The organism is Acetobacter tropicalis, assembly GCF_001580915.1.
GTDB classification, from domain to species: Bacteria; Pseudomonadota; Alphaproteobacteria; order Acetobacterales; family Acetobacteraceae; genus Acetobacter; species Acetobacter tropicalis.
The window spans coordinates 60,126-84,939 of record NZ_LHZQ01000217.1 but is presented as its reverse complement, the minus strand read 5'-3'; the positions used below and the strand labels follow the sequence as shown (position 1 = coordinate 84,939).

At 56.9% G+C, this 24,814-nt stretch carries 24 protein-coding genes and 1 tRNA gene; 12 read left to right on the top strand and 13 right to left on the bottom strand.

Annotated elements, in window-relative coordinates; all coding sequences use genetic code 11:
* Positions 1–25: 25 nt before the first annotated feature.
* The 6 genes from AD944_RS17275 to AD944_RS12570 form a co-directional block, all read right to left on the bottom strand.
* Positions 26–256, bottom strand: coding sequence for a hypothetical protein (locus tag AD944_RS17275; protein ID WP_061474869.1), 231 nt, complete (start codon positions 254–256; stop codon positions 26–28).
* Positions 257–421: 165 nt separating this feature from the next.
* The gene (locus tag AD944_RS12590; protein ID WP_045542593.1) at positions 422–1,162 is read right to left on the bottom strand and encodes a pyridoxine 5'-phosphate synthase; all 741 of its coding nucleotides are present in this window, start codon (positions 1,160–1,162) and stop codon (positions 422–424) included.
* Entirely contained in the window at positions 1,159–2,130 is a 972-nt protein-coding gene (pdxA, locus tag AD944_RS12585; RefSeq protein WP_045542594.1) for a 4-hydroxythreonine-4-phosphate dehydrogenase PdxA, read from the bottom strand. The genes AD944_RS12590 and pdxA overlap by 4 nt, the downstream gene beginning before the upstream one ends.
* Before the next feature lie 12 nt (positions 2,131–2,142).
* Positions 2,143–3,540, bottom strand: coding sequence for a M20/M25/M40 family metallo-hydrolase (locus tag AD944_RS12580; RefSeq protein ID WP_045542595.1), 1,398 nt, complete (start codon positions 3,538–3,540; stop codon positions 2,143–2,145).
* 106 nt (positions 3,541–3,646) lie between these two features.
* Positions 3,647–4,309, bottom strand: a complete 663-nt coding sequence (locus tag AD944_RS12575; protein ID WP_045542596.1) for a hypothetical protein — start codon at positions 4,307–4,309, stop codon at positions 3,647–3,649.
* A 57-nt stretch (positions 4,310–4,366) separates the two neighbouring features.
* A complete protein-coding gene (locus AD944_RS12570; protein WP_006559654.1) occupies positions 4,367–4,873 on the bottom strand; it encodes a protein-export chaperone SecB in 507 nt (168 codons plus the stop codon).
* A 206-nt stretch (positions 4,874–5,079) separates the two neighbouring features.
* On the opposite strand from AD944_RS12570, the gene AD944_RS12565 reads away from it, so the two are divergent.
* From AD944_RS12565 to AD944_RS12540, 6 genes are all read left to right on the top strand, one after another.
* A complete protein-coding gene (locus tag AD944_RS12565; RefSeq protein WP_045542597.1) occupies positions 5,080–5,427 on the top strand; it encodes a lipopolysaccharide assembly protein LapA domain-containing protein in 348 nt (115 codons plus the stop codon).
* The gene (pyrF, locus tag AD944_RS12560) at positions 5,427–6,131 is read left to right on the top strand and encodes an orotidine-5'-phosphate decarboxylase (RefSeq protein ID WP_045542598.1); all 705 of its coding nucleotides are present in this window, start codon (positions 5,427–5,429) and stop codon (positions 6,129–6,131) included. The genes AD944_RS12565 and pyrF overlap by 1 nt, the downstream gene beginning before the upstream one ends.
* Positions 6,131–6,793, top strand: a complete 663-nt coding sequence (locus AD944_RS12555) for a phosphoribosylanthranilate isomerase (protein ID WP_045542599.1) — start codon at positions 6,131–6,133, stop codon at positions 6,791–6,793. Before pyrF ends, AD944_RS12555 begins: the two co-directional genes overlap by 1 nt.
* Before the next feature lie 65 nt (positions 6,794–6,858).
* A tRNA-Ser gene (locus AD944_RS12550) sits at positions 6,859–6,949 on the top strand.
* Positions 6,950–7,323: 374 nt separating this feature from the next.
* Positions 7,324–9,252, top strand: coding sequence for a hypothetical protein (locus AD944_RS12545; protein WP_045542600.1), 1,929 nt, complete (start codon positions 7,324–7,326; stop codon positions 9,250–9,252).
* Positions 9,253–9,278: 26 nt separating this feature from the next.
* Positions 9,279–11,204, top strand: a complete 1,926-nt coding sequence (locus AD944_RS12540; protein ID WP_082741248.1) for a TIR domain-containing protein — start codon at positions 9,279–9,281, stop codon at positions 11,202–11,204.
* A gap of 106 nt (positions 11,205–11,310) precedes the next feature.
* On the opposite strand, the gene thiC is transcribed toward AD944_RS12540, so the two are convergent.
* Positions 11,311–13,176 (bottom strand): phosphomethylpyrimidine synthase ThiC, encoded by a 1,866-nt coding sequence (gene thiC / locus AD944_RS12535; RefSeq protein ID WP_045542602.1) that lies wholly within the window; start codon positions 13,174–13,176, stop codon positions 11,311–11,313.
* Positions 13,177–13,581: 405 nt separating this feature from the next.
* On the opposite strand from thiC, the gene AD944_RS12530 reads away from it, so the two are divergent.
* The gene (locus AD944_RS12530; protein WP_035380303.1) at positions 13,582–15,069 is read left to right on the top strand and encodes a sugar porter family MFS transporter; all 1,488 of its coding nucleotides are present in this window, start codon (positions 13,582–13,584) and stop codon (positions 15,067–15,069) included.
* 96 nt (positions 15,070–15,165) lie between these two features.
* On the opposite strand, the gene AD944_RS12525 is transcribed toward AD944_RS12530, so the two are convergent.
* From AD944_RS12525 to aroQ, 4 genes are all read right to left on the bottom strand, one after another.
* Positions 15,166–15,945 (bottom strand): acetoin reductase, encoded by a 780-nt coding sequence (locus AD944_RS12525; protein WP_045542603.1) that lies wholly within the window; start codon positions 15,943–15,945, stop codon positions 15,166–15,168.
* Between the two features lie 156 nt (positions 15,946–16,101).
* A complete protein-coding gene (gene accC / locus AD944_RS12520; RefSeq protein ID WP_045542604.1) occupies positions 16,102–17,445 on the bottom strand; it encodes an acetyl-CoA carboxylase biotin carboxylase subunit in 1,344 nt (447 codons plus the stop codon).
* Positions 17,445–17,906, bottom strand: coding sequence for an acetyl-CoA carboxylase biotin carboxyl carrier protein (gene accB / locus AD944_RS12515; protein ID WP_039904583.1), 462 nt, complete (start codon positions 17,904–17,906; stop codon positions 17,445–17,447). Before accB ends, accC begins: the two co-directional genes overlap by 1 nt.
* Entirely contained in the window at positions 17,903–18,358 is a 456-nt protein-coding gene (gene aroQ / locus AD944_RS12510; protein WP_006558884.1) for a type II 3-dehydroquinate dehydratase, read from the bottom strand. The genes accB and aroQ overlap by 4 nt, the downstream gene beginning before the upstream one ends.
* A gap of 301 nt (positions 18,359–18,659) precedes the next feature.
* Here aroQ and AD944_RS12505 point away from each other — a divergent pair, with 301 nt between their 5' ends.
* Both AD944_RS12505 and AD944_RS16825 read left to right on the top strand, forming a co-directional pair.
* Positions 18,660–19,259 (top strand): septal ring lytic transglycosylase RlpA family protein, encoded by a 600-nt coding sequence (locus tag AD944_RS12505; RefSeq protein ID WP_006558882.1) that lies wholly within the window; start codon positions 18,660–18,662, stop codon positions 19,257–19,259.
* A gap of 129 nt (positions 19,260–19,388) precedes the next feature.
* A complete protein-coding gene (locus tag AD944_RS16825) occupies positions 19,389–19,547 on the top strand; it encodes a hypothetical protein (protein ID WP_156477259.1) in 159 nt (52 codons plus the stop codon).
* Positions 19,548–19,700: 153 nt separating this feature from the next.
* On the opposite strand, the gene AD944_RS12500 is transcribed toward AD944_RS16825, so the two are convergent.
* Complete coding sequence (locus AD944_RS12500; RefSeq protein WP_052427191.1) at positions 19,701–20,687, bottom strand: YihY/virulence factor BrkB family protein; 987 nt, start codon at positions 20,685–20,687, stop codon at positions 19,701–19,703.
* A 449-nt stretch (positions 20,688–21,136) separates the two neighbouring features.
* Between AD944_RS12500 and AD944_RS12495 the strand changes: the two genes are divergently transcribed.
* A complete protein-coding gene (locus AD944_RS12495; RefSeq protein WP_045542627.1) occupies positions 21,137–22,267 on the top strand; it encodes a type III PLP-dependent enzyme in 1,131 nt (376 codons plus the stop codon).
* 59 nt (positions 22,268–22,326) lie between these two features.
* On the opposite strand, the gene AD944_RS17595 is transcribed toward AD944_RS12495, so the two are convergent.
* Positions 22,327–22,458: a hypothetical protein gene (locus AD944_RS17595; protein WP_006558877.1), complete on the bottom strand. Its 132-nt coding sequence runs from the start codon at positions 22,456–22,458 to the stop codon at positions 22,327–22,329.
* Between AD944_RS17595 and AD944_RS12490 the strand changes: the two genes are divergently transcribed.
* Together AD944_RS12490 and AD944_RS12485 are read left to right on the top strand one after the other, a co-directional pair.
* Positions 22,449–23,204, top strand: coding sequence for a YfdX family protein (locus AD944_RS12490; protein ID WP_236709234.1), 756 nt, complete (start codon positions 22,449–22,451; stop codon positions 23,202–23,204). The genes AD944_RS17595 and AD944_RS12490 overlap by 10 nt on opposite strands.
* A 480-nt stretch (positions 23,205–23,684) precedes the next feature.
* Positions 23,685–24,731, top strand: coding sequence for an aldo/keto reductase (locus tag AD944_RS12485; protein ID WP_006558875.1), 1,047 nt, complete (start codon positions 23,685–23,687; stop codon positions 24,729–24,731).
* Positions 24,732–24,814 lie beyond the last annotated feature (83 nt).

The window sequence follows — 24,814 nt, the reverse complement described above, 5'->3', positions numbered from 1 at the left end:
CTCCATGGCATCAAACCCGGTCCCGCTATCGATACCTGGATTTCAGCGCGTAGGTGTGAAACGTGCATTTTGTCATGTGGCTGACACCGCGGGCGTCTGTCCAGTTGTGCCAGTAGGAGGCCTCTGGCTTTTTCCCGCTTTGGGTGGCGGCGGCAGAAGAGGTTGCTTCTGCCGCTATGGGAAGGGATGCTGCTCCCCACACCAGAATGGCCGACAGAAGGGTGACGGCAAGAGTGTGTTTGCGGCGGAGGGCCATCTCTGTTTTTCCCGTTCTGTGAGGCGTGTGTTTTCTTATAACGGCGAAAAACAGGTGGCAGTTGCTTTTCTGGGCATAAGGCAGCCATGTGGGCACCGTGGCTCTGAGCGTGCGTTATGCAAGCCCAGCTTGGCCAAGGTGGGCGTGTTTTAGCTGGACGCTTTTTTAGATTGAGCGGGCCGATCCTTCCTGAATACGCAGCTTCATTTCCTGGATAACGGATGGCAGGCCGTCAAAAATGGCCTGCCCGATCAGGAAGTGTCCGATATTCAGTTCACGGATTTCAGGAAGGGCTGCAACCGGGCCAACGTTTTCAAATGTCAGCCCGTGCCCGGCATGTACTTCCAGCCCGGCAGCATGGGCCTGCGTGGCGGCAGCGCGCAGGCGGTCCAGTTCACCCACGCGGCCTTCCGCATACGCACCGGTGTGCAGTTCCACCACCTGAGCACCAGCCGTGACGGAGGCTTCCACCTGCGCAGGGTCTGGGTCAATGAACAGGGAAACTCGAATTCCCTTGCTGGCCAAAGCGCGTACGCGGGGTGTCAGGCTTTCCAATTGGCCTGCAACATCCAGCCCGCCTTCGGTTGTCACTTCCTCGCGCCGTTCAGGCACAATGCAGCAGGCGTGGGGCACAAGCGCGCAGGCCAGTGCAACCATTTCATCCGTTGCGGCCATTTCCATGTTCAGCGGGGCAGAAAGCTCCGTGCGCAGGCGTTTGAGGTCCGCATCCCGGATATGGCGGCGGTCTTCGCGCAGATGGGCGGTAATGCCATCGGCCCCGGCCTGCACGGCCAGCAGGGCGGCGGCTACCGGGTCAGGGTGGATGCCGCCGCGGGCGTTGCGCACGGTGGCAACGTGGTCAATGTTCACACCAAGCCGGATAGGGGAGCGGGTTGCTGTGGTCATGCGGTCTTCTTTCTGTTTTCGCTCAACTGCGCCGCCAGCCGCAGGGCGGCCAACAGGCTGGACGGATCAGCCAGCCCCTGCCCGGCAATATCAAAAGCCGTGCCATGGTCAGGGGATGTGCGGATAATGGGCAGGCCAAGCGTTACATTCACGCCTTCCGCCATATCCAGTGTTTTTAACGGAATCAGCCCCTGATCATGATACATGCACAAGGCAACATCATATTTTGCCCGCGCCTGTGGGGTGAAAAGTGTATCTGGCGGGTAGGGGCCAGTAATGTCCATGCCTTCAGCCCGCAGGGCGGTGATGGCGGGCAGGATGATGTCCTGTTCCTCAGACCCCATCAGTCCATTTTCTCCGGCATGGGGGTTCAGCCCTGCAACGGCCAGACGCGGGGCCGAAAGCGCAAAATCACGTTGCAACCCTTTTGCCACCGTGCGGGCTGTCTGCATGATCAGGTTTGTCGAGAGCTGATCAATGGCTTTGCGGAGCGCTACATGCACCGTAACCGGCACCACCCGCAGGGATGGGCCAGCCAGCATCATTACATCCTGCCCCGGTACCCCGCACAGTTCAGCCAGATAAGACGTATGGCCGGGATGCGCAAAGCCGGTTTTCTGCACTACTTCCTTGCTGATGGGGTTGGTGACGACCGCACTTGCCGCACCATCCAGAACAAGGGCAACGGCTTTGGCAATGCTGTCTATCACGCTGGGCGCATTGCGGCTGTCCGGTGTGCCGGGTATGGCTGGCGTTGCCAGACCAAGCGGCAGAACCGGAATGGCGGAGGGAAAAACCGCTTCCGCCTCCGCAATGGAGGAGATCACCTGCACGGGGGCGGCACCTTCCAGCAACTCTGGTGCGCCTAGAAACACAAACGCAGGGCCACTGTGGCGCACTGCCTGCCAGGCTTTGACGGTAATTTCCGGCCCGATGCCTGCCGGGTCTCCCTGTGTCAGAACCAGCATGGCGTTTTGTCCTTACTGTGGGGCGTTGCCGGTCAGCGCATAAAGAACGCGGATCCAGGAGCGGATACCTTTGTGAAAACAGGTGAGATCATATTTCTCGTTGGGAGAATGGACCCGATCGTCTTCCAGACCAAAACCGATCAGCAGAGAGTCCATACCCAGTGCCTGCTGCACTTCTGTCACCACGGGAATGGAGCCACCGCAGCCAATAACGGCGGCAGGGTGCTGCCATTCTGCTTCCAGTGCGGTCAGGGCCGGGGGCAGGAAGGGCATATTGGCGGAAACAACGCTGGCGCGTGAGCCACCATGCGGCACAAACTCGGCTGAGCAGTCAGCAGACAGGCGGGCCTGCACATGGGCGCGGAAGGCTGCGCGAATTTTCTCAGGGTCCTGATCACCGACAAGGCGGAAGGAAACCTTGGCCATGGCCTTGGAGGGGAGAACGGTCTTGAACCCCTTTTCCTCATATCCACCGCTGATCCCGTTGATCTCGCAGCTCGGGCGGCACCATGTCTGTTCCAGTGCGGTGTAGCCAATTTCGCCAGCAGGCAGGCTCAGGCCAACCGGGGCCAGACCTTCCTGATCCGTAGGGCCAATCTTGCGCCACAGGGCGCGGGTTTCTTCCGGAATAACCGGAACGCCCTCATAAAAGTCCGGCAGTGTCACGCGGCCGGTGGCGCCGTCACGCAGATCGGACAGGATATCGCACAGGAGTTGGATCGGGTTGCGCGCGGCGTTGCCATACATGCCCGAGTGCAGATCCCGGTTGGCGCAGGTTATGGTCACTTCTTCCCCCACCATGCCACGCAGCATGGTGGTAATGGCGGGCATGCCACGTGCGAGCATCCCGGTGTCACAGATCAACGCGACATCGGCTTTCAGTTCGTCACGGTTGGCTTCCAGAAATGGCAGCAGGTTCACGCCGCCAGATTCTTCCTCGCCCTCAATCAGCACAGTCACGGAAAGCGGCAACGTGCCATCAGCGGCCTTCAGGGCGCGGCAGGCTTCAAGGAAGGTCATCACCTGTCCCTTGTCATCCGCAGCACCTCGGGCCGTGATTTCCATGTCGCCCGTGGGGCCTTTGACCATCACGGGTTCAAACGGTGCGGAGTGCCACAGATCCAGCGGGTCTACCGGCTGAACGTCATAATGCCCGTAAAACAGAACATGGGGTGCGCCCTCGGGGCCTTTGGCGTGGCCCACAACCATCGGGTGACCGGGGGTTTCGCGCACGCTGGCCTCAAACCCGATTTCTTTCAGGGTGTCCACAAGCCATTCTGCGGCTTTGCGGCAGTCTGGCGCGTGTTCGGGCTGGGTGGAAATGCTGGGGATGCGCAGCAGATCAAAAAGACGGCTCAGGCTGGCGTCCAACCCTGTGTCTGCCTGCGTCAGTGCGGCCTGTACGGTCATGTGCGTAACCCTCTGTTTCTCAATCCTGGTGCGTGGAGAAAAGCATCTCCGCCACTTTACATCCTGTTACAGAGTGCAATCCCACGAATAGGGCGGAGAGAAAAGGTCAGAACCCGTTTGGCGTGAAGTCTGCCAGAAACTGATAGAGCACGTTGGGCATGTAGCCATACTCAACCATCATCACCGCGTTGGGGTTCATCCGTGCATACCATTCGGGGTTGAAATGCTCGGAAAGAACAACATGGTTCGGCAGGGTTCTGTCTGTGTGCAGGAACTGCCGGAAAGGGAGCAGAGGCTCATCTGAAGCTTCCGCAGGGCAGTTTTGAAGATAGACATCAGGATTGAAGAATAAATGGCCTGATCGTTTTTCCTGATCTCCTACGCGCAGATAATGATCATACCCGTTGGCAAAACCTTGGCTGGCCAGCGCCTGCGCGTTCGCGTCTGCAAAGCTGGTGGTATAGTAGCGTTCAGAGAACAGATAGTGTGGAGACTGTGTTTTGAACCCTATCTGACAGTAATGTTCAAAACCGGAGCGATACTGACCAGAGGCGAGGCCTTCCTGTGCTTCCCGGCAGTTCCGCCGGTACCATTCCTCATCAAAATAGCGGTTGGGGGAATGGCCGGAAAATGCGCCCTGGCTTTGATACCATATGGCCAGATCCTCATCCGAGAGTGTGGCGGCATCGCCCAGTACATCCTTGTATTCCTGCCGATACCAGACAGGGTCAAACGCCTGCCATAGAGGGGGGAACTGGGCTACTGTCATCACACTGTTTTCCGGATACTGAACAAAAACCGCCGGGGCATTAAGGAAGGAAAAGGCTCAGACTTCTGCGCGGCGGTTACGCCACAGTTGCGCAAAATCAATCTGCTGAATCACAACGGGCAGGAAGCCAGCTTCACGGCTGAGGGTCGCCAGCACATGGCGCGCACCCGGAAACAGCAGGCGCGGGGCTTCTATCAGAAGAAGCGGCTCAAAGGTTTCTGCGGTGGAATTCTGTAGCGTAAAGAGACCCGCGTAGGTCAGGCTGGCTTCAAACAAGGGTGTGGGTTGTTCGCCGTTATTACCGGCCGCAGTCTGGCCACGGCATTGCAGAACAAGCTCCACCTCAAAGTTCGGCTGGTTTTCCCCCAACTGGTGGGCGCGGACATCAACCGCGATGGCAATGTGCGGGCGTTCCTGCGCGCGCATGTAAACAGCCGGCGCATTGACCGTCTGGAAGGTGACGGTCTTGCTGTATTGTATGCCCATCAGAATGGTGGGATTGCCCCGGCCCGTATTCATGCCGCCATCAACGGAGTCTATCGTGTGTTCGTTATGATCGGACATGTGGGGCAGGAACTCCTTATGATTGTTTGGCTTAAAGCTGAATGCGAAAGAAAATTTCAGTGACTGATATGTCTGGCAGCAGTAACAGATTAGCTCTGGATGTGCGAGACCCCACCTTGGTGTTTTGTCCTGTGCGCAGGCGGGCGGGTCATGGCGGAGCCTTGATAGTCCTTGCTCTTCCAGCAACGTGAGGGTACCACAAAACCATGATCAGACTGACTGTTGTTATCCCGTTTTTGCTGGCGCTTGTTGTCTTCAGCGCCAGTAATCAGGACCCGCTGGATATGTGGTTGCTCACATATAGCTGGAAATGTTCTGCAGGTGTTCTGGCGCTGATTGTCGCTGCCGTCGCCTTTATCATGGGGGCTTTCTGCCTCTGGGCGGCTGAACTTGTGCAGCGCCGCCGGGCGCGCAAGGCTGAACAACGGGTGCGTGAGCTTGAAGCCCAGCTTGCCCAGGTGCAGGCGGCTTCTGCCGCAACCCACGTGGTGGAGCATCCGCAGGGCGTCCCGACTGCCGCCATTATTCCTCCTCCTTCTGAAGATTCCATTTAATGGCACGTCAAACCGGGCTTATTGCCGCATTGGACACACAGGACCCCGCCACAGCCAAAGCATGGGCGCAGGCGGTGGGTCCTTCTGCCGGGGCTGTTAAACTGGGGCTGGAGTTTGCCTATGCGGCGGGCTTTCAGGCTGTCGCGGATGTTGCAGGCAGCACGCCCTTGTTCCTGGACCTGAAGCTGCATGACATCCCCAATACGGTGGGTGCCGCTGTTCGGGCACTGTCTTACCTGCGGCCCAGAATGCTGACCCTGCATGCGTCAGGCGGCAGGGCCATGATGGAAGCTGCGCGTCAGGCGTGTGATGAAGCATTCCCGGCAGATGCCCGGCCAGCCCTTCTGGCCGTAACAGTGCTGACCAGCCTTGATGACCACGCTCTGGCAGAAACGGGTGTGGCCGATGGCGCACGGGCGCAGGTTCTGCGCCTTGGTAAACTGGCCATGCAGGCCGGTATAGACGGGCTTGTCTGCTCAGCCCATGAGATTGCACCCCTCCGTGATGCGTTGGGAGATGCTCCTTTGCTGGTAACGCCGGGTATCCGCCCAGCGGGGAGTCAGGCAGGGGACCAGAAACGCGTCATGACGCCCGGTGAAGCGCGTCAGGCCGGGGCCGACTGGATTGTGGTCGGGCGTCCCATCACGCAGGCGGCTGACCCGGCCGCAGCGGCGGCGGCAATCGCGGCAGAACTGGCTGGGTAATGGCGCAACCGCCGGGAGACACGATGCCGCATCGGGGCGTGAAAATCTGTGGTCTGACAGAGGAAGCGGGTTTTGATGCCTGCGTAGAGCACGGAGCCGACTGGATCGGCTTTGTCTTCTTTGAGCGCTCCCCCCGCAATATCACGCCCCAGCAGGCGGACCGCCTTTCCGGTCGGCATGCAGGTGGCCCCAAAAGGGTGGGGCTGTTTGTGCATCCAGACGATGACGCGCTGGCCCGTGTGCTGGATGGTGTGAAGCTGGATGTCCTACAACTTTATGCCTCACCGGAGCGGGCGTTGGCTCTCAGCCAACGGTTTGGCGTACCGGTCTGGCTTTCCCAACCTGTGTCCAGCCGCGCGGAACTCCCGACAGGCTGCCTGGTTGACCGGCTGTTGATTGAGCCAAAACCGCCCGCACAGGCTACCCGGCCGGGTGGCAACGCCCAGAAGCTGGACTGGTCCATGCTGCACGGCTGGCATCCGCCTTTTCCGTGGATGCTGGCGGGAGGGCTGAACCCGGAAAACGTGGAAGAGGCCGTGACTCTCACGGGTGCGCCAGCCGTGGATGTTTCTTCCGGTGTGGAAAGCGCACCGGGCGTTAAAAGCCCCGAGGCCATAAAACGCTTCATCCGGAACGCCCGGAAACCACATTTTTCCGTTTAAAACGTGTGAGGGGGAGAATTTCCTCTTGCCAGTTTCGCTGATCTTGCTATTACCACACCCGCGCCGGAGAGATGGCCGAGCGGCTTAAGGCGCACGCTTGGAAAGCGTGTGTACGTTAATAGCGTACCGAGGGTTCGAATCCCTCTCTCTCCGCCACGATGCGATTCCCCAAAAAGTAATTAATTTAAGCAAGCGCAAATGCGCTCGAAGCTTCTATACGGATGTCTCGCTGGGCCTTGTTTCGTTACAGCTGCAGTCACCTGTGGGGGTAGGGCAACAGTAATCAGAATAGTTTGTGTCGTCCATTCCGTTATTTTCAGACAAAAATTTCATTTTTCTTAGCTTTTATGTGCAGGTTTTGTTTCTGTTCTGGGGCAGCCTTTGTCTGTACAGGCCGGATGTTCCTCGAAAAAGCGCGAGAACCACTAACATCCGATGCTGTGTTTTGATAAGGATGCAAAGCGCATTATTCTCTATTACGGCGCGTGTCATTTGCATGTTCGGATATATTTAAGGAAAGAATAGAACACATGCCTGCTCTCCCTATTCTTGTTGGTGTTTCAGGCCATCGGAACATTCATCCTCAGGCGCTTGCACCGTTGCGGGAGCATATTTCTTGCGTGCTGAGAGCCCTGCAGGCACTTTATCCCACTCATTTACAAGTGATGACTGCACTCGCTGAAGGCGCGGATCAGGAAGTGGCAGATATTGCTGCCCAGCTTGGTATTCCGGTGGTTTGTATTCTGCCTATGCCCATAGAGGCTTACCGTTTTACCATGGTACCTGAGGCTCGTGAGCGTTTTGACCGTTTATATGCCGGTGATAACGTGAGGTTGCGGTTTACTCTACCGCCCGTTCAGGCCGCTAATGGTGATCCGGCGGCAGAAGATGTTCTGCAATATGAGCAACTTGCCATTCTCCTGAGTCGGCAAAGCCATATCCTGCTGGCGCTATGGAATGGAGAGGATAATGATTCTGCTGAGCAACGACCCGGCCGCCCTCGGCGAGCAGGGCGTGGTGGAACCGCTCATACCGTAGCTATCCGGACGCATGGTGAATATGTTGAAGTTGCTGCTGCCAGTGTAACAGGTAGCCGTCTGTTCGCGGAGCGTCTTCCACGTCTGGAACTGGCGCGCTGCGGTCCGGTTCTCCACCTGCATACGCCCCGGGCGACAGATTCCAACCCGGAGCCCGAAACAGCGGGAATGGCACGGTGGTGGAGTGATATGCCCGCGGACGATCTGACCCGTAAATACAAAAAACATGATGTGAGGTATTGCTGGCAATCCCTTCCGTCCGGACTAACACCCGCCGAGTGGGAAAAGACTTTAAAGCTTCTGGCCCCCAAGGATTTTGATGCGGTTGTGCTGGCCAGCAATGCCTTGCAGCACACCGGCCAGACGCACGCCAGATTATGCATGACCAGTGGGGTTTATCTTGGGCTTGAAGAGGAAACCCAACCTGACCTTGAGCGAGTAAGGACACTCTTTGGTCAAGCAGATACGCTGTCTTTTATTTCACAGCAAAAGCTGTTGGGGGACTGGGTGCCAGGCATGCGGCCGCGCGCCCGTACGGAAGGCAGGAGGCAATTGGGCGCATTGTTCTGGTTCGCACTTGCTATTCCGACAGGTGTTTCACTTTTTGAAACCTATTGTGAATACGGAAAACCCGTAGGCCTGCTGCTTGCTTATGCTGCTGTGCTTGGCTTGGCGTTTCTGTATTACAATATTCGCGTAAAACCTGGAAAATGGCAGGAGCTTTATCAGGATCATCGTGCTCTTGCCGAAGCTTTGCGTGTGCAGTTTTACTGGTCTGCTTCACAGCTTCCTCTCTCTGTATCAGATAATTATCTACGGCAGCATGAAGGCGAACTGGGTTGGATTCGTCTGGCCTTGCGAGGGCCGTCCCTATGGGCGATGGCTGCTGCATTGATGCACAAACAAACACCACGCAAGGCCATTACGCACATATGGATGGATGGCCAGAGGAACTATTTCCAGAATCGTCTCAAATCGTATGAGAAAATGGCCAGTCGTCTGAAGATGATGATTCACACGACCATAGGGGTACTGTGTATCTGTATCGCTGCGCTGGCGCTTGCTCAGCTTTTATGTGGTGGGGCATTGCCGGAAAGCGTGCCGGAATCCCTGCGTGAACTTCCTTCCGTATTGATTGGTGTTCTGCCTGCTATCCTCGTTTTTTTTCTGACCTTTCAGGAAATGCGTCTGCTGGAGGAACATATTCACGCTTATGATCAGGCGGCAGGCGTATTTGAGCACGCGGAGCATCAGGCGCGCGGAATCAGGCACGCGCTGGCGCAGGCCCATGAAGAGGACCGAAAGGTTTTGGATGATGAGTGGAAGGCACTCATGATCACACTGGGAAAAGAATCTCTGGCAGAGAATGCAACGTGGGTTCAGGCGCATCGCAGCCGTCCCATCACGGCCAAGATGGGCTGAACTCCCTTTTGAACGTATCATTACAGATGATAGATAGGCAGAAAATTATGAATGGTCTTGTTTTTCTCAGCTATTCTTCAAAAGATGAAGATTTTGCAAAAAAGCTTGTAAATGACATTGAAAAACGTGGTTTGAAATGTTGGATGAGCTGCCGGGATATTTTACCGGGAGAAGATTACCAAAGTGCTATTGTCAATGCGATGGAGCGTTCTGTGGCTATGCTCCTTCTGTTTAGCGGAAACGCCAATCGTTCAAAGGAAATAGCCAAGGAGCTGGCTCTTGCCAGTTTACGGAATAAACCCGTTATCCCGGCACGTATTGAAGATATTTTACCGACTGGGGCATTTGAGTACCAGATGACCAATGCCCAGTTTATTGATCTGTTCCGTAATTATGGGGATGCCCTGGATCGGCTGTGTGATGCGTTACGCCGACAGGCAGGCCTGCCGGTAGTAGAGGCAGAAGGTTCTCCTTCTAAACGGAATACGCGGACTCTCCTTCTGGGAGGCGGGGCCGCTGTTGTTATTGCCGCAGGGATTGGCGCTTCGGTCTTTTTGCATAAACCGCCCGGCGCACCTGCTGCAATGTCATCTTCTGCTATGCCGGTGGTGTCTGATGCCCCTAAAATAGCGTCTCTCTCCTCGCATCAGGAAGAAACGAAGTCTATTTCTGGCTCTGAAAAAGCCACGCCAGCTCCACAGATTCCTACTGTGAAGAGAGAAGAGGTACCCTCACCGCCCGTTCAGGCTGCGGCACCTACGCCACTTCCCGCGCCTGCACAGCCAGTTGAAATGCCTTCTTCCGTGAGCCAGAAAGATAACGCAGATCTTGCACCGTTGGTGAAGCAGTTGGCGAGTATTGATCCGAATATGCGAGCTTCTGCTATTGAACGGGGGCTGACGGATAGTGACGGCAAGCTTTCTTATGATCAGGTCACGCAGCTTTTGCATGGCACGCGTGAAGGAAGTCGCTCACAGATTATCCGCATGCTGGTGCCGTCCGTGCAGGCCCCTATACCGGTAACAGTTGCTTTGTCTTTTCTGCAATCCACTGATAATTTCCGAGAAAACAGCATTGAGGTGCTGGATCAGTATCTACCCGATTCCATTGGTGGAGATGAGGTGATCGCTTTGTTGGGAGGGCTGGAACAGGGAAATCGTTATCAGGCTATCAGCAAGCTGAATGACCATATCCAGACACCGCTGACTACAGAACAGGCTTTGCGGATTCTGCGTGGTACTGAAGGCTTCTGGACCCAGGGTCTTGAGAAGATATCGTCCAAGCTCGCAAAACCTGTAGCTCCGGCGGATCTTGCGCGTCTGCTTGGAGAAACCCAGCAGGGAAACCGTTTTCAGGGGTTGAAGGCTCTGTCTGTAGCAATGCCTGAAACAATGACCGTAACAGATGTTAATAAACTTCTTGATGGCATGGAGGGTTTTAGAAGCTCCGCAATCGAGTTTATGGCCCGGCGGCTGGAGCGTGATGTATCCCCCACGGATATGGCCAGTCTGCTTGACGGCACGGAGCAGGGAAATAGAATTAACGCCTTGAAAGCTGTTGCTTCCCATATGAAAAAGGGACTGCAAGGCACGGAGATGGTGCCTGTTCTGGAAGGTATGGAAGGGTTCTGGGAAAATGCAGTTTCCACCATACGGCCCAATCTGGGGAAGCCACAATCTCAGGCATCTTTGTTGGCGCTATTGGGTAATACGTCACAAGGGCAGCGATTTGAAATCCTAAGGGATCTACGTGCTTTTTTGCCGAACCAGATGTCCGCTGTCGATGTGCAGGCCCTTCTGCAGCAGACAGACGGTTTTTATGAGCAGGCTCTGGAATTGCTGATTCCAAATATGCGACCGCCGAGTTCGGAAGAAATCGCGCAACTGGTTGCGCCCATTAGTGCATCATTCCAGAGTGGACAGATGATGAAGAGGCTACGCGATATTCGTTGATCTAACCACTATGCCTCGGACGATATGATAGAGCATTGAAAACTTTATCATATCGCACTGAAGCGCAGAAACTCCTCACCCGGCGGAGCGGGTGAGAAAGAGTTGGTTATTCGGCTGGAACGTAAACTTTTCCGCCAGCTTCACGGAATTCCTTGGTTTTTGCTTCCATGCCGGCCAGCCTGATTGCATCTTCCTTCAGGTCCTGGCTGATCCGCATGGAACAGAATTTCGGCCCGCACATGGAGCAGAAATGCGCTGTTTTATGGGCTTCACGCGGCATGGTTTCATCGTGATAGGCGCAGGCGGTATCAGGATCGAGCGAGAGGTTGAACTGGTCTTCCCACCGGAAGGTAAAGCGTGCGCGGCTCAGGGCATCATCCCGCAGTTTGGCGGCCGGGTGGCCTTTGGCCAGATCCGCCGCATGGGCTGCAAGACGGTAGGTGATGACACCAGTTTTCACATCATCCCGGTTTGGCAGGCCCAGATGCTCCTTGGGGGTGACGTAACACAGCATGGCGGTGCCAAACCAGCCGATCATGGCTGCCCCAATGGCGGAGGTAATGTGGTCATACCCCGGTGCAATATCTGTGGTTAACGGGCCAAGCGTGTAGAACGGGGCTTCTCCACATTCCCGCAACTGCTTGTCCATGTTTTCCTTGATCTTGTGCATGGGCACATGGCCCGGCCCTTCGATCATCACCTGACAGCCTTTTGCCCACGCGATCTGGGTCAGTTCGCCCAGTGTTTCCAGTTCGGCAAACTGTGCGGCATCGTTTGCATCGGCAATGCTGCCGGGGCGCAGACCATCGCCAAGCGAGAACGAAACATCATAGGCCCGCATGATATCGCAGATTTCTTCAAAATGCTCATACAGGAAGCTCTCACGGTGGCCGTTCAGGCACCAGCTTGCCATGATGGACCCGCCACGGGAGACAATGCCCGTTACGCGGTTGGCGGTAAGCGGCACGTGTTGCAGGCGTATACCGGCATGGATGGTAAAGTAGTCCACGCCCTGTTCCGCCTGTTCAATCAGCGTGTCACGGAACACGTCCCAGCTCAGTTTCGCAACATCCCCGCCCACTTTTTCAAGTGCCTGATACAGCGGCACGGTGCCAATGGGGGTGGGGGCGTTGCGCAGAATCCAGTCACGAATGTTGTGGATGTTGCGGCCCGTTGAAAGATCCATCACCGTATCCGCACCCCAGCGGATGGACCACACCAGCTTTTCCACTTCGTCCGCTGCGGAGGACGTGACGGCGGAGTTGCCGATATTGGCGTTTATTTTCACCAGAAAGTTGCGGCCAATAATAACGGGTTCAAGTTCCGGGTGGTTGATGTTGGCGGGAATAATGGCGCGACCGCGGGCAATTTCTTCACGCACAAATTCCGGGGTGACAAATTCGGGCAGCGCTGCGCCAAAGGAATTGCCATCTTGAAGGCGTTCTGTTGCACCTTCTGCTGCTTTCAGGCGGCCCAGATTTTCACGGTGCGCCACATAGATCATCTCTTCCGTGATGATCCCGGCCTTTGCGAATTCATATTGCGTGACCATCTGGCCATCAGCCCCCTTCAGCACACGGTGCGGAGCAGGGCAGGGGGCGACGAGATGATCGCCAGAAGCGTTGCCGTTGTCTTCGGGGCGTACTTCTCGCGGGGCAATGGGGCTGAAGCCTCGACGGGCCAGCCAGGGGGTGCGCACTTTGGGCAGCCCCTGCCGCACGTCAATCTGCTCTTCCGGGTCCGTGTAGGGGCCGGAGGTATCGTACACGCGCAATGGCGGTTCATTAGCGGAAGGATCAAGTGCTATTTCACGGAATGGCACGCGAATGTCCGCGTGGCCTTCCGGGCTGGAATACACTTTGCGAGACCCCCGAATGGGGCCGGTGGTCACATGGCCCGGTGCGGGTGCCGTTGTGTTGGCCGGGCGTGGGTTGCCGGTATGGGTACGTTCTGAAGTTGTGGCCTGGGTCATAACTCTCTCCTCAGCCAGAGGAGGACGGGGGCAGAAGAGGCTTCCACGGATGTAGGGAGTTCGCGCGCTCTTCTTTTGCACCAGTCCCTCCGCCGGTATTAGCCGGATCAGGTTCCCCGCCAGCGGCATCATGCATGCTGGCGGCAGGGTCGCCACGCCGTTGCTCTGTTGCCAGAACACAGTGGCCTCTCAGTTCCTTGCCGGAACCCCCCTTGGTATGAGGAATGAGATAGCTTTTCGCGTTTTCCTGTCAAGGAAATTCGGGACTACGGGGCACGCTGCCCTCATAATTCTCCGTGTGTGCGGAACAGGGAGTAGAAGAGATTCAAACACGCCACTGTAACATATTTAATAAAAAAATGTAATTTCTATGCAACCGTTGCCACATTGTGGCATTATGGTGCCATGAAAGCAGAAAAGAAACGTGCTCAAGAAGCAATTGCGAATGTTGAGATTTCGCCAAACGCCCATCGTGTCTTGTGGATAGCGGCTTTTGTTGCTGCCATATGCGGTGGGTTATACGGTTATGACACTGGTATTATTTCCGGTGCTCTTCTTCTTATCACCAAAGACTTTCATTTGACTTCTGGTCAGGAAGAAATGGTGACATCTGCCATCCTTGTGGGTGCGGTGCTGGGTGCGCTGAGCATCTCCTATCTGTCCGAGCGTTTTGGCCGCCGGGCCACCGTTATGGTGGTGACCGCGGTTTTTGTGGTGGGGGCGCTTGCATGCTCCTATGCGCCAGACATGAACAGCCTGATTATTGCCCGCGTTTTTCTGGGCCTGGCGGTGGGGGGAGCTACGCAGGTGGTGCCCACCTATATTTCGGAACTGGCCCCTGCTAGCAAACGTGGTAATCTGGTGACGTTGTTTAACGTTGCCATTGGGGTTGGCATTTTTCTGGCTAACCTTGTGGGTTTTGCCATGCGTGATGCCTGGGGATGGCGGCCCATGATCTCCGTGGCGGCCCTGCCTGCGGCCTTTGTATTTGTCTGCATGTTCTTTCTGCCCAAAAGCCCGCGCTGGACGGCGGAAAATGAGGGTCTTGTTTCCGCAGTTGAGCAGTTGAGCCGTGTGCGGACTTCCCGCAAGGCCATTCGGCGTGAGATCCGTGAAATTCATGAAAACACGGCCAGCATGGATGAAGATGAGCGGGGCTGGAAAGGTCTTTTCCTACCATTTGCCCGCCCTGCGCTGATTGCCGCGTTGGGTATTGCCTTCTTCACACAGGCAGGGGGGTTGGAAATGATGATCTATTACGCCCCAACCTTTCTGTCTGATGCCGGGTTCGGCAATTCAGCCGCCCTGCTGGCCAGCCTTGGCATTTCCATTGTCTATCTGGTCATGACCCTGCTGGGCTGCCTGTTTGTGGATAAAATTGGGCGCCGCCGTCTGGTGCTGATCATGGGACCGGGCTCTGTTATCAGCCTGATCGGGCTGGGTATCATGTTCGCCATCCATCCGGATAAAGGCAGCGTTGGAAGCTGGGTGACCATTGTCTTCATGCTGCTGTTCATGATGTTCAATGCAGGCGGCATTCAGGTGGTTGGCTGGTTGCTGGGGGCCGAACTGTTCCCGCTCCCCATGCGGGCTGCGGCAACCAGTGTGCATGCTGCCGTGCTGTGGGGGGCTGACCTTCTGGTAACTGCTACAGCACTGACTCTGGTGCATCTGGTGACACTGGGGGGCACCATGTGGGTCTATGCGGGGGTCAATCTGGCATCTGTGATCTTTGTGTATTTCTTTGTGCCAGAAACGGCCGGAGCCACGCTGGAAGATATTGAGACTGCCCTGCGGCGTGGAGAATTCACCCCCCGCCGTGGTGAAGACCCGCGTATCCGCTCCTATGATGAGGAAGAAGAGGAAGAGGCGGGTGTGTCTTCCGCAGCCTGACGCAGTCTGGTTCAGGACGTGTTATGTGTAGAAAAGGCTCTCTTCGGAGAGCCTTTTTTATGGGGCGCAGGTGGCTTTCCGGCTTGAGTGGTCGCGTCAGCGGTACACTAGGCCGCCATCAATCATGACGGATTGGCCTGTCATGTAATTGGAATCCGCACTGGCCAGGTAAGCCACAAAGGCGGCAACGTCTTCCGGCGTTTCCACACGGCCCAGTGCAATGCCTTCTACGTATTTTTTGTAGGTCTCGCCCACCGGGGCTCCTGTTTCCTCTGCCATGCGGCGGTCAATTTCCGTCCACATATCCGTGCCCACCACACCGGGGCAGTAGGCATTCACGGTAATGCTGGAGGACGCCAGTTCCTTGGCGGCAGCCTGTGTCAGCGCACGTACGGCAAATTTGGTGGCGGAATAAACGCCCAGAAACGCAAAACTTTCGTGCCCCGCAATGGAGCAGGCATTGATAATTTTGCCGGGGGTGCCCTGCGCTTTAAAGGTTTTTGCGGCAGCCTGAATACCCCACAGCGTGCCCTGCACATTGATGCGGAAAATGGTGTCCACTTCTTCCGGCGTCACCTCCAGCAGGGAGCGCACCTGCGCAATACCGGCATTGTTCACCATGATATCCACGTGCCCCATAGCCTGAGAGGCCTGTTCCAGCACGGAGAAAACCTGTGCGCGGTCACTGACATCCGCAGTCAGAGGTAGCGCCTTGCGGCCCAATGCCTCAATTTCTGCGGCTACGGTGGCCAGCTTGTCTTTTTTGAGGTCGGTCATAACAATATCCGCGCCATCCTTGGCAAGGCGCAGGGCAATGCCGCGTCCGATACCCTGCGCGGCACCTGTCACAATGGCGGTTTTACCTGAAAGAGACATGTGTTTGCTTTCTCTCATGCACTGTGCAGCCAGATGCCGCACGCGGCAGAAGGCAAACCTGCACCAGAGAAAGCGTCAACCGGGCATCACGGAGGAGTGACCACAAAAAACCCGGCTTCCTTCCGAAAGCCGGGTTTTTCTGGTCGCACGTAGAGGTCAGTGCGGGCGGCTGGTGAACTGTTCCAGCCAGTGAATGGTGTACTCACCCTTCTGGAATTCAGGGTCCGCCAGAATACGGCGGTGCAGCGGAATGACGGTCTTGATGCCTTCCACCACAAATTCGTCCAGCGCCCGGTGCATGCGGGCAATGGCCTGCGCCCGAGTCGGGGCATGCACAATCACCTTGGCGATCATGCTGTCATAGTAAGGCGGCACCCGGTATCCGGTGTACAGGGCACTATCCACGCGCACACCAAGGCCGCCGGGGGGATGATATACCGCCACCGTGCCGGGGCAGGGGGCAAAGGTATCCGGGTCTTCCGCGTTGATGCGGCATTCAATGGCATGGCCGGAGAAGGAGATGTCAGGCTGGGTATAACCCAGCTCTTCCCCTGCTGCGATGCGGATCTGTTCGCGCACCAGATCAACATCACACACCATTTCCGTAACCGGATGCTCAACCTGCAGGCGGGTGTTCATCTCGATAAAGCAGAACTGGCCGTCCTGATACAGGAACTCCAGCGTGCCTGCGTTCCGGTAGCCCATCTTGGCCAGAGCATCCGTAGCGGTGCGGCCAATGGCGTCACGCTGTTCAGCAGACAGAACGGGTGAGCCAGCTTCTTCCAGCAGTTTCTGGTGGCGGCGTTGCAGGGAGCAGTCACGCTCACCAAAATGCACCACGTTTCCGTGGTTGTCGGCCAGAATCTGGAGTTCGATATGGCGCGGCTTATCCAGATATTTTTCCAGATAAACGGCATCATTGCCAAAAGCCGTGCGGGCTTCCGTGCGGGCTACGCTCCAGGCTTCTTCCAGTTCGCTTGCGCTCTGCGCCACTTTCATGCCGCGTCCGCCACCGCCAGCCGTCGCCTTGATCAGAACGGGGTAGCCAACTTTTTCTGCAACCGCGCGGGCTTCTTCAAGGCTTTTCAGTTCACCGTCAGAACCCGGCACCAGCGGAACGCCAAGGGCTTCCATGGTGGTTTTGGCGGTGATCTTGTCGCCCATCATGCGGATATGGTCAGCCGTTGGCCCGATAAAGGTCAGGCCGTGGGCTTCCACCGTTTCGGCAAAATCCGCGTTTTCGGACAGAAAGCCGTAACCGGGATGAATGGCTTCCGCCCCGGTTATGGTGGCCGCAGCCAGAATGGCCGCCACGTTCAGATAGGAGTCGCGTGACGCAGCAGGCCCGATACACACGGCTTCATCCGCCAAGCGCACGTGCATGGCGTCTTCATCCGCAGTGGAGTGAACCGCTACGGTCTTGATGCCAAGTTCCCGGCAGGCGCGCAGGATACGAAGGGCAATCTCGCCGCGGTTGGCGATGAGGATTTTTGAAAACATCACTCGATGATGGCAAGCGGCTGGCCGAATTCTACCGGATCGCCCGAGGCCACCAGCAGCGTCTTAACCGTGCCAGCCTTGGGAGCCTTGATCTGGTTGAAGGTTTTCATGGCTTCAATCAGCATCAGGGTCTGCCCGGCGCTGACAATCTGGCCTTCGCTCACAAACGGAGGGGAGGACGGATCAGGCGTGAGATACGCCACGCCAACCATGGGGCTGTTAACCGCACCCGGATGGCGGGAGAGGTCTGCCGGAGCAGCGGGAACCGGCGCCACCGCAGGGGCCGCTACCGGAGCCGGAGCAGCAACAGGGGCCGGAGCCACGGCCTGCACGGAAGCAGGAGCACGGGCCACACGAATGCGGCTGTCTTTCTCCGCAATTTCGATTTCCGTCAGGCCGGTGTCGGTCAGAATTTCAGCCAATGCCCGAATGGCATCTGCATCCACGAGCAATCCGCTCATTGGTCATCCTCATGTAGAATAAGATCGGTCATTGCCTGCAATGCCAGAGAATACCCTGTCACGCCTAGCCCGCAGATAACGCCAACGGCGGCGCGGGAGACATAGGACATGTGGCGGAATGGCTCGCGGCGGTGAATATTGGAGATATGGACCTCAATTACCGGCAGGTCCGTAGCCAGAAGCGCATCCAGCAGGGCAACCGACGTATGGCTGTAACCTGCGGGGTTGATGATGATGCCACGCGCCCGTTTACGGCAATCCTGCACCCAGGAGATCAGCTCACCTTCTATGTTGGTCTGGCGGAAATCAATGGCCAGATCCAGCTTGTCGGCGGCCTGGATACAGATCTGCTCCACATCATCAAGGGTGGCGCTGCCGTAAATTTCGGGCTGACGCTGGCCGAGCATGTTGAGATTGGGGCCGTTCAGCACAGCAATAAGAGGTCTTTCCATAGTGCATCGGGCCGTAGCACGATGCCACGCTGCATCCAAGAGAAGAGATTGGTATGCGGCGGAAAATTCAGGAAAAACCTGTTCCGGGCGGTCTGTTCCAGCCATTTGCCGCGGGGTGTGAGGCCAGCGGCCGGAATGCGAGGTCAACACAAAAACGCGCTGTATCTGCCTCTTTTTCGCCATGAGCCTCCGCCATGAAAGGGGAGCCTGTAAAAGGGGCCGGGGCAGAAACTGGTTGCTTTTTCAGGCATGCAACGGCTTTATTCAACCAGTTTTAATGGGTGATGGAGTGAACAAGCGGATGTCAGCCCTACGCCGGGCACTTCTTGGAAGTGTGTTTGTTATGGCCTCCATGGGGTCTGCTTCTTCTGCACGAGCAGAGGATAGCGGGCAAAGTGGCACAGCGTGGGCCGATTCTGTGCAGCGTGCTCTTGCAGCGCGCGAGCAGAAAGACCCCACGTTTTCCAACCCCGCCATGGGCAAGGGTCATCACGCTTTGCAGAAGGGCATGGCAAGCTGGTACGGTGGTCGTTTCAGCCATCGGCGCACATCCTCTGGCAGTCTTTTCAATAAAGCGAGCCTGACTGCGGCCCATCCTACCGCGCCACTGGGCAGCAAGCTGCTGGTGACGTCAGAAGACACAGGCCGTTCGGTTGTGGTCACGGTCAATGATCGTGGGCCGTATAGTCGGGGCCGTATCATTGATCTCTCGCAGGCTGCGGCAGCCAAAATTGGCATGCTTGGGTCTGGCGTTGCGCACGTGAAGATCGAGCCTGCGCCGATTGAAGTTGCGTCTGCGCCACAGGATGGGTCCGAATCCATCGAATCCTCTTCCGTTATGCAGTTTGAGGCCGCGCAGGGGCATACCGTGCGCCCGATCCGGCGCGCAAAACGCTCATAAAATTTCCGTCTTAATAAAGTCTGTCAGCATGTTCTGGCAGGCTTGTAGACGTTAAGGGCGGCTCATGAAGTCGTCCATTAAAGGCTTCTGTGGGGTCTTTTTGAGCCTGCAAAGGCACGCTGAAAGCCCGTGGCGAGGCCATCAGACCGAAAATCCGAGAAGGTTGGCCATGTAGATATTGGCCCGACCTGCCTGTTGGACGTGCGTCTGTCGTGGCTTCAATCAGATTTTTCGGCTGGTTTTTCAGCCTCGCTGAATGCTCAGCAGACGGAAGTGCGGCGTTATTGAGTGTCGCCTCTATCAAGTCATGCAAGGGGGCGGCTGTTTGCCCTTGAGGCGCTTAGTGCGGTTGGCCTCCTGCTGCGTGCTCTTCTTTCCGTCTTTTCCCGCCCTATGCCTGTACTGTCCGACGGATGTTCGTTCAGCCCCTGATTATGTGTATCAGAGGTGAACGGGTTTGCGGCGTTCGCCGCGTGCGTAGCTTTCCATTTCCGCGTTCAGTTCCGCACCCATCAGAATCACCCAGGCGCTGACAAAGAACCACATCATGATGGCGATCACTGCCCCCAGAGGTCCGTAGGTGGCGTTGTAGCTGGCAATGTGGGCTACATAATAGGAAAAGCCTGAGGCGCTGATGATCCATGTGAGTGTGGCGAACAGTGCCCCCGGCAGAACCCACCGCCACAAAGCAGGGTGGTGACGGTCCGGGCCAAAGCGGTAGAGCACCGATGTTGCCAGAATCTGGAAGGTGAACATGATAAGCGGCCCGCTCCATCTGGCCGCAAATTCAAGGGAGCCGGGCGGAGTGGGGATGTGCAGCCACGCTGGCAGGTTCAGGAATAGAGGCAGCGCCACCATAAGAGCCAGGGTAAGAGCCGCGCCCAGCACTGCGGAGAGCGTCATGCTCAGTGCCGTGATCTGGAACACGATGAAGCTGCGGCTTTCCTTGCTGTTATAGGCAATGTTCAGCGCCGCCAGAATGGACCGTGTGGCGGCCGAGGCAGACCAGAGTGCCACGCTCAGCGAGATGACAAGATTGAAGGTAAGAGAGCTGTGCGGCTCGGCCACCAGGGTCTGGATACGGTCATAGATCAGGCTGTAGGCGCTAGGCGGCAGCAGGCTGCGCAGCACTTCAAGCTGTGGCGTGACGGTCTGCACATCAAACGCCAGCCCGTAGATGGAAATCAGGGAACTGATGGCCGGAAACAGGGAGAGGGTGGTATAGAAGGCGCAGCCTGCGGCCACCAACGTTGTGGGGCCGGAAATGAGGCTCTTGGCAGTCTGGATGAAAATGGTCTTCCAGTCCGCACGGCCGAGGTCTGAGGGGCTGCGGAATGTCCGGCCAGTTTTCTCCACATCCGGATTCTGGTTTTCCAGAGGCTGGTGCTCAGCAGGCGACGGTGCGGCGGAATCACAGAGAACCTGCATCGTGCGTCAAACATCCTTCTTTGTCGTGTGGCTTGGGGCCAGAGGTTGAACCGCGAGTGACCAGGAGCGCGAACGAACAAGGCCAAAAGTTACGGGCGGTTCCCTTCACGGCAGCGGCGGTGTTCCCGAACAAGCAGGAAAAACAACGTGAAGAAACCGAAGTGAGTGGTGGTTTTACCGAGGGTATTTCTGTCATGCCATGTTTTTTTGAAAACCTTCCATTTTTGTCTTGCACTTGTGGCGGTTTGGCCTCATATGCACGCCCCTACGCAGCAACGCACGTGCCACTGGCCCTCTGAGGTTACGCAACGACGTCAAGCGTTCTGGCAATCGGGACCGCCTCATTTCTGGACGGTTCGCCTTTGGTCGCTGGTCCGTTAGACCGTTTCGCAACTCCTCTTCCTGCATGGAACACGCAGCAAGAGCCTTATATTGGGGGAATGGGTGGGATGACTCCCAAAATTGCCCGTTTTATCGCCGAACAAAAGCCGGCAACGCCTTGCCTCGTGGTCGATGTCGATCAGGTTGAAGCGCGTTACCATGCCCTGAACACCGCCCTGCCACAGGCGCGCATTTATTATGCGGTCAAGGCGAATCCTGCCATGCCCATCCTTAACCGGTTGGTTGGCCTGGGCTCCTGCTTTGACGCCGCATCCTGGGAAGAAGTTTCTCTGTGCCTGGAAGCCGGAGCGGAACCGGACGCCATTTCTTTTGGCAACACGGTGAAGAAAGTCTCCGCCATTCGCGCCGCTTATGCAGCCGGTGTGCGGATGTTCGTGTTCGACTGCCAGGAAGAGCTTGAAAAGCTGGCCGAACATGCACCGGGTGCCCGCGTCTATTGCCGCCTGCTGGTGGATAATGACGGCGCGGAATGGCCGCTTTCCCGCAAGTTCGGCACCACGCTGGACTCCGCGCGTGATCTGATGCTCAAAGCGCGGGATATGGGGTTGGACCCGTATGGTCTTTCCTTCCATGTGGGCAGCCAGCAGCTTTCTGCTGACGCCTACGAGGTTGCCATTTCTCGTGTGGCCGCTCTGTTCACTGATCTGAGTGTCGCCGGGCTTGACCTGCGCATGGTCAATCTGGGTGGGGGGTTCCCCGTCCGGTATCGGGATGAAGTGCCGAGTATTGATCACTTTGCCATGGCCATCAGCCACGCCATGACCGAGCACTTCGGCAACGCGCTGCCGGAAATGCTGGTGGAACCGGGTCGCTTTATTGTGGGTGAAGCCGGGGTTGTCCGGTCCGAAGTTGTGCTGGTCAGCCGTCGCGGGCGGGAAGATGGACCGCGCTGGGTGTATCTGGACATCGGCCGCTTTGGTGGATTGGCTGAAACGGAAGGCGAATCCATTCGCTACGCTATTCGCACGGAACGCGATGGCACCCCGACCGGCCCCGTAGCAATTGCAGGCCCAACCTGTGATGGTGCGGATATCATGTATGAAAAGACAGCTTACGAACTGCCTTTGGGGCTGACGGCTGGTGAGCAGGTGGACCTGCTTGCTACCGGCGCCTATGTGTCCACTTATTGCTCCACCCGGTTCAATGGCTTCAAGCCGCTGACCGAGCATTATATCTGATCTGGTATGTTTAGCAGGCACAGGAGGACTTAACCTCCTGTGCCAGTTTGATTTTTTCTTTATCTGGCACGGGCCTGCCCCATGGTCAGCCCTGCCTTGTGCGCGCCTGTCTTTGCGCTGAGCGCTTCCTGCACAACATTACCCGCATTTGATGCGTGGGAATGTTCAAGGGAGACGGATCGTGAAATCATCCAGCATAGTGTTGGCCACCCTGTTGGCATCAGGTGTGGCTATGCCCGCCATGGCGCAGACAGCCGCACAGGCCACAACTGTTGCGGCGGCGGCAGCCTCTTCTGGTGCGCCGGCAGCACCTTCACCAGCCAACGCCCAGCTTGCCAATCTGGCAGCGCAGGATTTTGGCCGGTTGTCCGTGGACGGTAACACCGCATTTGAAGAATTGAGTCTGGCACGGCAGGCCATTTATGATGGTGATCTGGACACAGCCAAGAAACTGATCGCCAGTGCTCAGGCCGCTCTGGAAACTGCCAAGGCGGATAATACGGCCTTCCAGAAAGCGGAAGACGAACTGATGCCCACCAAAACGCGTCAGCAACCGCCCCGGCCTTTGGCTTCTACCGGCAAGCAGGTGGCATGGCTGCCGATCGATGGCGAACTGGTGCTGGATGAAACGGTTGAACCCACCCCGGAAAAATCTGCTGCGCTGGCAGCGGCTAACCGGCATCTGAAGGCGGGCAACACGGCTCGGGCTTCTGAAGTGTTGCGTGTCTCTAGCGTGGATGCGGATTATATCATTGCCGCTGTTCCGCTGGAGCAGACCCGGAAAGATGTGGCGCAGGCTGCAAAGTTCATCAAAAGTAACCCGTACAAGGCCAGTGAAGCTCTGCGCGATGCCGAGAACGCTGTGCGTTACGCGTCGGTTGATATTCAGGGGGCTGGCCAGCAGTCCGCAGGCGCGCCGACCGCTTCTTCCAAATAAGGGACGGGACTCCAGTGTGGTGCTTGCGCCTCTGAAGGCATGAGCGCCGTTTGGTCGGCCGCTGGTTGAAAGTCCGTCATTGCGGGCTGCGAAGGGTTTTTGAGGCAGACAAGACGGATTGGACGGCGAGACGTCAGACTGCCGAGACAAAAATCCAACGCTTTCAGTCTCGAAAGGCCTCATGAGACCCATCTGACGGGCTTGTCAAACAGCCATCCGCGTCATCTGGCATGACAGTGCCGGGCGAGATTATCAGGAAAGCAAGGGGATACCTGTTAAAGAGGTATCCCTTTTTTCTGGATTGGACTTCCCATGCTTACGTCCTGTTGCAGAGAGTTTTTGAGGGTGCTCAATAACTGTATAAAAACGTAAAATAGGTCAAAGCCTTGCTCTTTGCGTGATTAGTCGCAACAACAGGGAAGTGGCGGGGCTGATGGTGGTTCCCGTCCTTAGTCTGTTTTTCTCTCAGGTGATGTCCGCATGAAGCAACGAGAACTGGGCCGTACTGGCATTATGGTGAGTGAACTGTGCCTTGGCACCATGACCTTCGGCCAGCAGAACACCGAAGCCGAAGGGCATGCCCAGCTTGATATGGCGCTGGCGCATGGCATCAATTTTATTGATACGGCAGAATTTTATTCCATTCCGCCCCGCGCTGAAACGCAGGGCTCTACGGAAACCATTATCGGCAGCTGGCTGAAGGCACGCGGTAATCGGGACAAGATTATCCTTGCCAGCAAGGCGGTGGGACGGGGCACCCAACCGTGGTTTCGGCCCGGTGGGGAAGAAACGCGCCTGACACCACGGCAGATCCGGTACGCGCTGGAAGGATCTTTGCGGCGTTTGAACACGGACTATCTGGATCTGTATCAACTGCACTGGCCAGACCGGAAGATCGGGTTGTTTGGAGAAGGAGGCACCACGTTTACATCTCTGGCGGATGCGGATGAGGTGCCGATTGAAGAAACATTGGGCGTTCTGGGCGATCTGGTGACGGAAGGGAAAATCCGCCACGTAGGGGTCTCGAACGAGACCGCATGGGGCGTGTCTGAATATCTCGCATGTTCCAGAACGGGTGCGCCGCGTATTGCCTCAATCCAGAACGCTTACAACCTGATCAATCGCACCTTTGAAATCGGGCTGGCAGAAATGGCACTGCGGGAACGGGTCAGCCTGCTGGCCTATTCTCCGCTGGCGCAAGGCTATCTGACCGGAAAATATCTGAATGGCGCGCGGCCTGCGGGTGCACGCACGACCTTGTTTGACCGTGGGCAACGCTACCAGAAACCCGGTGTGGATGTGGCGATTGAAGCTTATCTGGCCCTTGCGCGGGAAGAAGGGGTGGACCCTGTGCAACTTGCCGTTGCGTTTGTTACGTCCCGCCCGTTTGTGACATCCAACATTATCGGGGCCACCAGCACGCAGCAGCTTGCAACGATCCTCGGCTCTGTGGAGGTGACCATCACTCCAGAACTGGAAGCCAAGATCAACGCAATCCATCAGGTGCATTCCAACCCCGCGCCCTAACGCGGGGGTGGACGGTTGTTTCCGTGGGGAGGGAGCAGGGTTGCGCTTCCGCTCTAGTGGGTGAAGCGGGGAAAGAAGGAAGA